The sequence below is a fragment of the Teredinibacter waterburyi genome, from assembly GCF_001922985.1.
GTDB classification, from domain to species: domain Bacteria; phylum Pseudomonadota; class Gammaproteobacteria; order Pseudomonadales; family Cellvibrionaceae; genus Teredinibacter; species Teredinibacter waterburyi.
Window position 1 is genome coordinate 1 of the sequence record NZ_MRUH01000021.1, and the last position, 11,436, is coordinate 11,436.

General features: G+C 50.9%; 9 protein-coding genes and 1 pseudogene. 9 read left to right on the plus strand and 1 reads right to left on the minus strand.

The features are described from left to right. The 9 genes and pseudogenes from accB to purD form a co-directional block, all read left to right on the plus strand. Window positions 1-211: acetyl-CoA carboxylase biotin carboxyl carrier protein (accB, locus tag IDZ20_RS02890; protein ID WP_188149929.1), on the plus strand; the 211-nt coding region annotated here is incomplete at its 5' end. Window positions 212-232: 21 nt separating this feature from the next. Next, window positions 233-1,573, plus strand: a complete 1,341-nt coding sequence (gene accC, locus IDZ20_RS02895) for an acetyl-CoA carboxylase biotin carboxylase subunit (RefSeq protein WP_188149930.1) — start codon at window positions 233-235, stop codon at window positions 1,571-1,573. Between the two features lie 200 nt (window positions 1,574-1,773). Then, window positions 1,774-2,667: a 50S ribosomal protein L11 methyltransferase gene (gene prmA, locus IDZ20_RS02900; protein ID WP_188149931.1), complete on the plus strand. Its 894-nt coding sequence runs from the start codon at window positions 1,774-1,776 to the stop codon at window positions 2,665-2,667. Window positions 2,668-2,827: 160 nt separating this feature from the next. Further along, a pseudogene (locus IDZ20_RS16475) lies at window positions 2,828-2,935 on the plus strand (MJ0042-type zinc finger domain-containing protein); the annotation flags it as partial. A gap of 141 nt (window positions 2,936-3,076) precedes the next feature. Further along, entirely contained in the window at window positions 3,077-4,291 is a 1,215-nt protein-coding gene (locus tag IDZ20_RS02905; RefSeq protein ID WP_425443411.1) for a DUF3426 domain-containing protein, read from the plus strand. Window positions 4,292-4,638: 347 nt separating this feature from the next. Further along, window positions 4,639-5,646 (plus strand): tRNA dihydrouridine synthase DusB, encoded by a 1,008-nt coding sequence (gene dusB, locus IDZ20_RS02910; protein ID WP_188149933.1) that lies wholly within the window; start codon window positions 4,639-4,641, stop codon window positions 5,644-5,646. Beyond that, window positions 5,643-5,957 carry a DNA-binding transcriptional regulator Fis gene (gene fis / locus IDZ20_RS02915; protein ID WP_188149934.1) on the plus strand — a complete coding sequence of 105 codons (315 nt, stop codon included), beginning with the start codon at window positions 5,643-5,645 and terminating at the stop codon, window positions 5,955-5,957. Before dusB ends, fis begins: the two co-directional genes overlap by 4 nt. Before the next feature lie 292 nt (window positions 5,958-6,249). After that, complete coding sequence (gene purH, locus IDZ20_RS02920; RefSeq protein WP_188149935.1) at window positions 6,250-7,830, plus strand: bifunctional phosphoribosylaminoimidazolecarboxamide formyltransferase/IMP cyclohydrolase; 1,581 nt, start codon at window positions 6,250-6,252, stop codon at window positions 7,828-7,830. A 109-nt stretch (window positions 7,831-7,939) separates the two neighbouring features. Continuing rightward, window positions 7,940-9,226 carry a phosphoribosylamine--glycine ligase gene (purD, locus tag IDZ20_RS02925; protein WP_188149936.1) on the plus strand — a complete coding sequence of 429 codons (1,287 nt, stop codon included), beginning with the start codon at window positions 7,940-7,942 and terminating at the stop codon, window positions 9,224-9,226. Window positions 9,227-9,352: 126 nt separating this feature from the next. Here purD and IDZ20_RS02930 read toward each other — a convergent pair. Further along, on the minus strand, window positions 9,353-11,436 hold a 2,084-nt coding region (locus IDZ20_RS02930), incomplete at its 5' end, for a ShlB/FhaC/HecB family hemolysin secretion/activation protein (protein ID WP_342745109.1).

Here is an 11,436-nt window from a genome sequence, read left to right on the forward strand (position 1 = left end):
GGTCGGCACCTTCTATCGCTCGCCAAGCCCCGGCGCTGCAAAATTCATCGAAGTTGGCCAAACCGTTAAAGCTGGCGATGTAGTTTGTATTATCGAAGCGATGAAGATGATGAATCAGATCGAAGCAGATAAATCTGGCGTGGTCGAAGCTATATTGGTTGAAGATGGTGAACCAGTAGAATTCGATCAACCGCTGCTGGTAATTGCCTAAGCCGCAGCGAGGATACAAAACATGTTCAACAAAGTTCTTATTGCCAATCGCGGCGAAATTGCACTGCGAGTGCTGCGCGCCTGTCGTGAGATGGGTATTACCACCGTGGCGGTATATTCAAAAGCCGATCGCGATCTGAAACACGTTCGCCTAGCCGACGAATCCGTTTGTATCGGCCCAAATTCATCCACCGAAAGCTACCTGAATGTTCCTGCGATTATCGCAGCAATGGAAGTTACCGACTCTATCGCCGTACACCCCGGCTATGGCTTTTTGGCTGAAAATGCCGACTTCGCCGAGCAGGTACAAAAAAGCGGCTTTGTGTTTATCGGCCCAGACCCCGATGTTATTCGCCTTATGGGCGACAAGGTTTGCGCTATCGACGCGATGATAAAAGCCGGTGTTCCTACAGTTCCTGGCTCCGGCGGCCCCTTGCCGAACGACCCTGAAGCCTGCCTGGAAATCGCCCGCAAGATCGGCTTCCCCGTTATTATTAAGGCCGCTGCAGGCGGCGGCGGGCGCGGTATGCGTGTTGTCCATACTGAAGGTAGCCTTTGGAATTCGGTACAAGTGACCAAAACCGAAGCTAAATCTGCGTTTAAAGACGACACCGTCTACATGGAAAAATACCTGCAAAACCCGCGTCACGTGGAAGTGCAGATCATTTCCGATGGGCAAGGCAACACCGTTCACCTTTACGACCGCGATTGCTCGCTACAGCGCCGTCACCAAAAGGTACTGGAAGAAGCCCCGGCTCCCGGCATTCCAATGGAAATTCGAGAAGAAGTTTATCAAGCGTGCATCAAAGCCTGTAACGATATTGGCTATCGCGGCGCTGGGACGTTCGAATTCCTGTACGAAGATGGTCGATTTTTCTTTATCGAGATGAACACCCGCATTCAGGTTGAGCACCCCGTCTCCGAAATGGTTACCGGGATCGACTTAATCAAAGAACAAATACGTGTTTGTGCAGGTGAAAAATTAAGCATCAAGCAGGAAGACGTAAAGCTAAATGGTCACGCGATTGAATGCCGTATCAACGCCGAAGACCCAAAAACCTTTATGCCTTCACCAGGTTTGGTTACCAACTTCCACGCTCCAGGTGGACTGGGTGTTCGCGTAGACTCGCATCTATACAGCGGCTATACGGTACCCCCTTACTACGATTCGATGGTGGCGAAAATCATCACCCACGCACCGACTCGACGCGAAGCCTTAAAGCGTATGGCCGGAGCATTGGACGAGTTAATTGTCAGCGGCATCAAAACCAATACGCCACTGCAGATGGATCTAGTGCGAGATGAAGGCTTTTTAGAGGGTGGAGTGAACATTCACTACCTCGAGAAGAAGCTAGGACTGTAACAGTACCCCATCGGCAACAGCGTACAGTCAACGCCCTGCCGCATGCCGAAATAAGCCCGTGCTTCCAGCCGAAGCACGGGCTTACTACCCCCGACTTACCTCCTCCACTATCGCCAACAACAGATGAATGCTAGCGGTTGCGCTAAACAACTCGCCAAGCACCCAAAATACCATTCCGCCAATCCAAAGAGGCCACCGAAATGCCCTGGCTCCAGCTCAAAATAAACAGCTCGCGCAAACTAGCCCCTAAACTCGAAAGCGCTTTGCAAACCGTTGGCGCACAAGCGGTAACAATGGAAGACAATGCCGATCAACCCATTTTCGAACCGGAACTGGGAGAGACGCCTTTATGGCAAGAGACTTGTGTTACGGGGCTATTCGAAGCGGATATCGATAGCGACGCGATACTCGCTGAAGTCGAGCGGCTTTACCTACAAAAAGCGCACATAGAATTACAGGATGCCCACTGGCACCTTTTGGAAGACAAGGACTGGGAACGTGAATGGATGACGCACTACCACCCCATTCAATGCGCCGACAAGTTGTGGATATGCCCAAGCTGGACACCGCCACCCGACCCCGCTGCAACCAACATTATGCTCGACCCGGGGCTGGCTTTCGGTACCGGCACCCACCCCACAACATTTCTTTGCTTGCAGTGGCTTGCCGAGCAAGATATGACTGAAAAAACCGCCATCGACTATGGCTGTGGGTCCGGTATTTTGGGGATCGCCTGTCTGCTGCTGGGTGCCAAGCACGTTTCCGGTACCGATATTGACCCCCAAGCGCTACTTGCCACGCAAGATAATGTAACGCGTAACGATCTAGCGGCAGATTGCTTCCCGGTTTTCTTCCCAGATAAATGCCCAACCGAACCCTGTGATCTGGTGGCCGCCAACATTCTTGCCGGCCCCCTAGTGGAACTGGCACCGACACTAATAGCGTTGCTCAAAGCCGGCGGCAAGATCTGCTTGTCTGGCGTACTCTCATCGCAGCAAGACGCTATTGTCGCCGCGTACGGTGATCACATCGACTTTAACGAGGTGAGAACTAAAGACGAATGGATTTGCGTAACCGGAACAAAACGCCACTAAACTCAGGAAACTATCGGCGAAAGCGCTACAACTTCGGCATTCTTGCAAGCTGTTGTTGTTCTTAGTGCAATTTCTTCATAAACTCTGCATAACTCTATGCACAGGTTAATTTTAGAGACGTTTGTTAATCAAAAGTCTCAAGTTTAGGCAGCATCTCTTTATGGCCGACAGCATCACCCAATGTCCCAAATGTGGCACTTCGTTCAGAATCACTCAAGCGCACCTTAGCTCGGCGCGTGGAGCTGTACGTTGCGGGTCTTGCCTTAATATTTTTAACGCCAAAGACTACCTCCAAGCCCCGTCGACAAAAGCTCAACCGGCTTCGCCTACTACGAGTAAATCGACAACTAACAAAGCGTTAACCAACAAGCCCAAACCGAAAGCCCCAGCTAAGCCGCAGGCGGCGCCAGTGCAACCTGCCGTAGCAAAAGCCGTGGAAGAAAAAACACCCTCAGCCGTGCCCGGCCCCCTAGAAGACGACGATATTCTGATTAGCGACGACATGGACAGCGACGAGGATAGCGCTGCGCACGATGCCCTCGACAACCTGTACGGCTCAGATTTCAACTCCAACGTCATCTACAGCAAGAACACCTCAAATCACGAATCCAATTTGTTTGAGCGCGATTACCTAAACGAAGCGGACGACGAACCCGAAAACACCGATGAAACTTGGGCGCTAGGCTTGCTAGATAGCAATGATGACGAAATGCCGCAGCTGCGCAAGGACAACACCGGGCACCACAAGGCTGTAGTACAAAGCCATCTCGATGCCGCAAAACACGACAATAACGACGTTTACCCAAATAACGAAGCTGATAGCGATGACGACGACTCAGACTACAGCTCTAGCGCCTACACCTCCGGTAACTATGGTGCCGCCGACTACGCAACCGGAGCACACGAGGCAATTGAGGATGCAGAAAGCTACGCCAACAATTCGGATGAAGATTACCTAGACGATAGCGACAGCGGCAAGATCACTCGCCGACACGAACCAACCTTTACCGATGCTGGGCCATCGCTGAGTGAACTCGAAGGGATTATCGAGGGCGAAACCTTCGATTCAAAAAAATCCTCCAACCAGCAGTTTATCCACGCAATAGAACCGGAGCCCGTCGAGTTCTCTTACAAAAGCACGTTTTCACTAGCTGAATCCAAGCTGTTTTGGGGAGCCTTAGCACTGTTGGCCGCCGTGTTACTGCTCGCCCAAATTGCCTGGCTAAAATTCGACAAACTCAGTCGTATCGAACCCTACCGTCAATACTACACAGAGGCCTGCCACTGGCTTAACTGCGAGCTGCCAGCATTAATCGACCGCAAAAAAATTCGTGCGGTCAACCTTATTGTGCGCTCCCACCCAGACACAGCCGGAGTCCTCGCGGTTGATGCGGTACTACAGAATGCGGCCGAATTCCCGCAAACCTTCCCTTCGTTAGACTTGATCTTCACTAACTCCAAAGGCCAGCCCGTTGCCGCGCGCCGTTTCCGCCCGAGCGAATATCTCGGCGGCGAGCTCGCCAACCTAAATACCATGCCCGCTGGGCAGCCTATCCACATCGCCATCGAAATTCTCGACCCAGGAACAGAAGCTGTCGGCTACAAAATCAACATTGCCGAATAAGCCCCCTCGATTGATACTTTTTTAACCAATCTGGTCAATTTGTGCTTTCCCAATCGCCCTCTGTACGGGTATCATAGCCCCCCTTTTCAGGTCTGCCCATTTCGCTCAAAAATAAAGCGGTTTACAACGCTAGCGGCAGCGAATTGCGCGACTGATATAGGCTAAAACGCAGCTGTTTTAGATAGTACTAGACAACAAGTTGTCACGTTGCCCGCTGTGCTGGGGCGCTTTCTTGCCTTGGTATAACTCTTTGTTTTAAAGGGTTTAAGACCAATTCAACACAGTTTTACAGCCAGCATATACACACGACGCAACGTGCTAACAAGCCATTCTTGGGGGAGAATCGTTTGTTCCAAATCGGACCTTACCAGATAGATAGCCAGTGTATTTTGGCGCCAATGGCGGGAGTTACTGATGCGCCATTCCGTCGACTGTGCCGTCAATTTGGTGCGGGGCTCACCACTACCGAAATGGTTACTAGCGACACAACTCTATGGAGCAGCGATAAAAGTCGTCTGCGCCTCCCAAGTCATGAAATGCGCGCAGATGAGTCGGTTAAATGGCCTATCAGCGTTCAAATCGCAGGTAGCGACCCTCAAATGATGGCTAACGCTGCACAGCAAGCTGTCAGTCACGGCGCCCAGATAGTGGACATCAATATGGGCTGCCCTGCTAAAAAAGTGTGCAAAAAAGCGGCAGGTTCTGCGCTTTTACAAAATGAACCACTGGTAGCCGCAATCCTTGATGCCGTTGTAAGCAGCGTATCTGTGCCGGTTACGCTTAAAATCCGTACTGGTTGGGACACTGACCACAGGAATGGAACGACTATTGCCAGAATAGCGGAAGATTCCGGTATTCAAGCCTTGGCGGTACATGGCCGCACACGGGCTTGTAGGTTTCTCGGCAGTGCCGAGTACGACACCATTGCAGACATTGTGAGCGGCGTTGAGATCCCCGTGTTTGCCAACGGCGATATTGATACACCAGAGAAGGCGAAGGCCGTGTTACGCAGCACGGGCGCAGCCGCGGTAATGTTGGGTCGCTCATCACTGGGCAACCCTTGGATCTTCCAACAGACCAACCATTACCTACAACAGGGCACACATTGCCCTACACCCGCACTAACCGAGGTCAAACACATCGTGTTATGGCATCTGCGGGAGCTACATAAGTTTTATGGCGACATCAAAGGCCTGCGTATCGCCCGCAAGCACGTGGGCTGGTACTGCAACAAGCTCAGTGACAGCCAAGCCTTTATGAAGCAGTTTAATCAGTTAGATACACCACATTCACAATTACAAGCGCTCCATCGTTTTTTTGATGAGCGCATCTACCATGAGGAAAGAGCAGCATGAACACAGCGGAGACGCTATTGCGAGAATCCCCCCTGGAATTTAAACCCGCCACCAGCATTGAAGAGCCACAAACGGCTCTACAGCATGCATCCGTACGCGACAGCGTCGAAAAGGCGGTTTCCAACTACTTTCAACACCTCGATGGCCAAGACGTAAGCGATGTTTACGAGATGGTTCTCGCCGAAGTTGAAGCACCACTGTTAGAGGTGGTCATGAAGTACACCCGCCACAACCAAACTCGTGCGGCCAACGTTCTAGGTTTGAACCGCGGTACCCTACGCAAGAAATTAAAGCAGTACGGCTTACTATAGACCCTAGCCAAAGCTGCTCGTAGAAGGGGTTGAGTGAAGCGCTCCCCCCTTGTAGCCAACTCTATCCAGCAGGCTAATTGATCGATATTTAGCCTACCCCGGCATAGAGCGGCTACACTCATCGAAGGCCGACCCCATCTGCTAGTGCGCACGGCTTGCGCTGCAACAGCAATGGTATCGCACAGTAAAAGCGGGGCAGCCAACTTCAAGATAGACTCAAGCTAGACGATTGGATACGTCGGCCCTAGGCTGACCGTCCTTCTATTTGCATTACACAGGAAATACACCAGCAATGAGCAACGACAGTAATCTCATTAAAATTAACCGCGCCCTCATTAGCGTGTCCGATAAAACCGGTATTGTTGAGCTCGCCAAGGCACTTAACGCTCAAGGCGTAGAGCTGTTATCTACTGGCGGCACCTTCCGCTTGCTACAGGACAACGCCATTCCGGTTACCGAAGTGTCCGATTACACCGGCTTTCCCGAAATGATGAGCGGCCGTGTTAAAACCCTTCACCCTAAAGTCCACGGTGGCATCTTAGGGCGTCGCGGCATTGACGATGCTGTAATGACCGAGCACGGCATAAAACCTATTGATATGGTTGTAGTAAACCTCTACCCATTCGAACAAACCGTTGCCAACCCCGACTGCGATCTACCCACAGCAATTGAAAATATCGATATTGGCGGGCCAACTATGGTGCGCTCAGCGGCGAAAAATCATAAAGATGTTGCTATCGTAGTGAACGCCGCAAGCTACGCCACCGTGCTCACAGAAATGCAAGCTAACGTCGGTAGCCTAAGCTACGCCACGCGTTTCGATTTAGCCGTGCAAGCTTTTGAGCATACCGCCGCCTATGACGGCGCTATCGCCAACTACCTTGGTCAAAGTGTCGAGTCTGGCGAGCCAAAGTTCCCGCGAACATTTAATACCCAGTTCACCAAAAAACAGTCGATGCGCTACGGTGAAAATCCTCATCAAAAAGCGGCCTTCTATCAAGAGAAAAACTTCTCTGAGGCCTGTACGGCAACAGCACGACAACTGCAGGGTAAAGAATTGTCCTTTAACAACGTTGCCGATACCGACTCCGCGCTCGAAACCGTTAAACAGTTTGATCGGCCTGCCTGCGTTATCGTCAAGCACGCCAACCCTTGTGGTGTAGCGGTAGCCGACGATATTAAAACTGCCTATGAAAAAGCCTACGCAACCGATTCGGAATCGGCTTTCGGCGGCATCATTGCCTTCAACCGCGAACTCGATGCGGAAACCGCGCAAGCCATCGTCGATCGTCAATTTGTCGAAGTGATTATTGCTCCAAGCGTAACCGCCGAAGCGAGTGAAATTGTCAGCAGCAAGAAAAATGTACGCCTGCTCGAATGCGGTCAGTGGTCGTCAAATGTTGTCGAAGGCTTTGACTACAAGCGCGTGACCGGTGGCTTACTGGTGCAAGAACGCGACAACGGCATCATTACTCAAGATGACCTAGAAATTGTGACACGCCGAGCACCAACCGAAGACGAATTGCGCGACCTGTTGTTCGCTTGGAAGGTTGCTAAAATGGTTAAGTCCAACGCTATTGTGTACGCCCGTAACAGCCAAACGGTTGGTGTTGGCGCAGGCCAGATGAGCAGGGTGAACTCGGCTCGAATTGCAGCGATTAAAGCCGAACACGCAGGCTTTGAAGTTAAAGGTTCGGTTATGGCCTCGGATGCATTCTTCCCGTTCCGCGACGGCATTGATAACGCCGCCAGCGTTGGCATTACCGCAGTAATTGAACCCGGCGGTTCAATGCGCGACGAAGAAGTGATTGCAGCCGCAGACGAACACGGTATGGCGATGGTGTTTACCCGCATGCGTCATTTCCGTCACTAAAATCGCGCGCCTCATGCGCCGGCATTATTAAGTTGCCAACGCATGAGGCGCAATTTTTAACTCCCCGCAATCCCCACCTAAAGCGTTTAATTTTTTGTTTGGAAGCAACATGAATATATTAATAATTGGAAGTGGTGGCCGCGAGCACGCGCTAGGCTGGAAAGCCGCTCAAAATCCGAATGTCGAAACAGTATTTGTTGCGCCTGGTAACGCCGGTACCGCAACCGAGCCAAAACTCAAAAACGTCGCGCTCGACGTACTGCAATTTAACGAGTTAAGTGAATTCGCTAAAGCCAACAACGTTAGCCTAACAATTGTTGGCCCAGAAGTGCCGCTTGTTGAAGGCATCGTCGATCACTTTCAGCAACAAGGCCTCGCCTGCTTTGGCCCGTCTAAAGGTGCCTCGCAACTGGAAGGCTCAAAAGCCTTCACCAAAGACTTTCTCGCCCGTCACAATATTCCTACCGGTGAATATCAAAGCTTTACCGAAATAGAGCCCGCGCTTGCCTATTTGCGTGAGAAAGGCGCTCCTATCGTGGTAAAAGCCGACGGTTTAGCGGCGGGTAAAGGCGTTATCGTAGCGGAAGATCTACAAACAGCTGAAGATGCTGTTACCGATATGCTTTCCGGCAATGCTTTTGGCGACGCTGGTTATCGCGTCGTAATCGAAGAATTTTTGGAAGGCGAAGAAGCAAGCTTTATCGTAATCGCCGACGGCGAAAATGTTTTACCTATGGCCACCAGCCAAGATCACAAACGTGCAGGCGATGGCGATACCGGTTTAAACACCGGCGGCATGGGCGCCTATTCACCGGCACCGGTTGTCACCGACGAAGTGTACCAACGTACCCTAGACGAAGTGATTATGCCCACCATTCGCGGTATGGCGGCCGAAGGCAATAGCTACACCGGCTTTCTTTACGCGGGCTTGATGATTGCCGCCGACGGCACACCCAAGGTTATTGAATATAACTGCCGCTTCGGCGACCCAGAAACCCAACCGATTATGATGCGTCTGCAATCTGACCTGGTTGAACTCTGCCAAGCAGCGCTAAACAAAACCTTGGATCAAACCACCACTGAGTGGGACCCGCGCCCAGCGGTTGGTGTCGTACTAGCGGCTGGTGGTTACCCAGGTGACTACGCAAAAGGCAAGGTGATTAGTGGTTTGGGTGTTGGTGAATCTGCAGTGGCAAAGGTATTCCACGCTGGTACAGCCTTAAAAGACAACCAAGTAGTCACTAATGGTGGTCGCGTTTTATGTGCTACCGCACTTGGCAATACCATTACCGAAGCACAGCAAGACGCCTATGCACTCGCCGACAATATTCATTGGGATGATTTAATGATGCGTCGCGACATTGCTTATCGTGCAATAGCCAGAGAACAGAAATAAAGGGTACTCAACTGCCAACACCTATTCTCACCGGCTCTCAGCAACTCTTAGTCGAAAGAAACAAAAAGCCCCGCGTACACCTCTGTTTGCGGGGCTTTTTTTATCCACTTTAAAAGCTACTGACAATTAAAAGCTGTATTGCATATCAATAAAGAAGTTTACGCCTTCGTCGTCTTTAGACTTTTTCGTCGAAGTTGATTCATCGCCACTGGCGGCGTCACTGTCCGCCAAACCCTCGGCATTGTTTTCAGACAACAGGGGGGTGGCTGCAATAAAGTTTGCACGAAAACTGCCGTAGCGAAGCTGCAGGCCGAGACCGGCATCGGCGAGTTTAGCAATAACACTATCTTCACCATCGACAACTTTTGTGTACTGATAACCCCAAGCGCCATCAACAAAAACATAGGGCTGAATAATATCGCTAAGCTTTTTATTACCGAGGGTAACGCTGCCGCCAGGGCCGTTGAACATCCAATCCACACCAACATAAAGCGCGTTATCGGCGTAAAACTTATTTACCTCAAAACCACGCGCACGGGTAGGGCCGGCGAGCGAAAACTGGTTAGCCGATAGCAAATAAGCAGGCGTATATTGACCCGAGCTACGCGCAACTAAACGCGTCTCGCTACCGATCAGCGGCAACTTCCAAAACGCCAAACGCGAATAATCGAACGACAAAATTTGCTCGCCTGGGTCTTCAGGGTCTGAACCCCCAAGCTGACCAGCGCTAGAATCTAACTTTACGCTGGTATAGGTAAGTCCAATCCGTGCCGAGTGCAACGTTCGCTGACGTTCACGCAGAATATCAAAATTATAGTTGAGCGAGACATTCTGGAGTTCGTTTTCGGTTGGCGCTTGCGACTGACTAGACTCACCCTCGCTGCCAGTAGAAACAACAAACGAAGTAAAAATATCAGACACTTTAAAATCAACAGAGTGATTGGTCACTCGGCTACGCCGTATTTTATAGGTTATTCCAAGATCTTTTACCAATGAATCACCGGTAACATTCACACCACCGCCTTCACTTGAGCCGAAGGTTTGGTCTAAAGCGAACTGGTTTGTCGACACGCCTAGATACACATTTGTACGCGGGCTAATAATATTACTGGAATAGCGAACCGAACCGAACAGCGAGCTTTCACCGTCGGATGAACTTAGCACGCTTAGCTGTAATTGGTCGGCAATACGCAGTGGATTGTGTAACGAGAAATCTGCGTAAAAGCGATTCTCACCCGCCCCCTTTGAACCGTGATTATCCACACGGATATTCGCGTCAAACCAATCTTCCGAGAGTACGTTCACATTTAATTTAGTATCGCCAACCTGAGAGCCGGGCTGAAAATAACCGCGTGCGGAAAGACCAGGAAGGTCGTTAACTAAATATAGTCTCTCTTCAATATCTGCACTGGCTACAGGTTCACTCATGGCGCTGTTAAACGTTCGCTGCAAAATACTGGCGCGATAGCGCTTTTGGTTTTGTACTTCAACCTCACCCAGCTCACCCAACAACAACGTGAGTGTAACAATGCCATCGCGCACTTCTTGCTGGGGAATATACGCTTTTGCCAAGATAAAGCCGTTCTCGCGGTAATAGCGCGTAATCGTATCCGCAACCTGTTCGATCATACCCAGTGTTATACCGCGTTTACGGCGTTGCTCACGGATTAAAAAAACCAGCCGCTGAACCTCTACCGGCCCGACGTGCTCGTCTTTTGTTTCGTCTTCAATCTCACCAATTAAGTCCGACACTTCCGAAAGTTCATCGAGGGTATAGCCGGTATCCAGCAGTTCACCTTCCTGCATCATTTCGAAACGCAAACCTTCCACGCGTCGAATAATTTCGTCTCGGGATATGCCGCGCTCCGGATATTCAACAACGCCCTGCACGCGAAACTCGCGAACGTTTAAGCGTGGCCCCGCCTGCGGGTCCGGATCGCGCTCGCGTACGCTAGGCACATCTAAATCCAGCACCATTGTGCCCTCTTCATACTCGGGCAACTCTTGGGTATTCGGTAAATCTAACAAACCGGCGTGACTCGCGGTTGCTAAACACAGTGCCGCTATAGCGCCGCAACGACTAAAAAATTTAACAAGCAGGGGAAGGTTTTTCATATTTATATTGTTTTTTCTCATCCATAAAAAAGCCCAGCCCGCACTCGCGGGCTGGGCTTTACTGATTACTGCGCTGCAGCAAGTTCGTCTAGTTC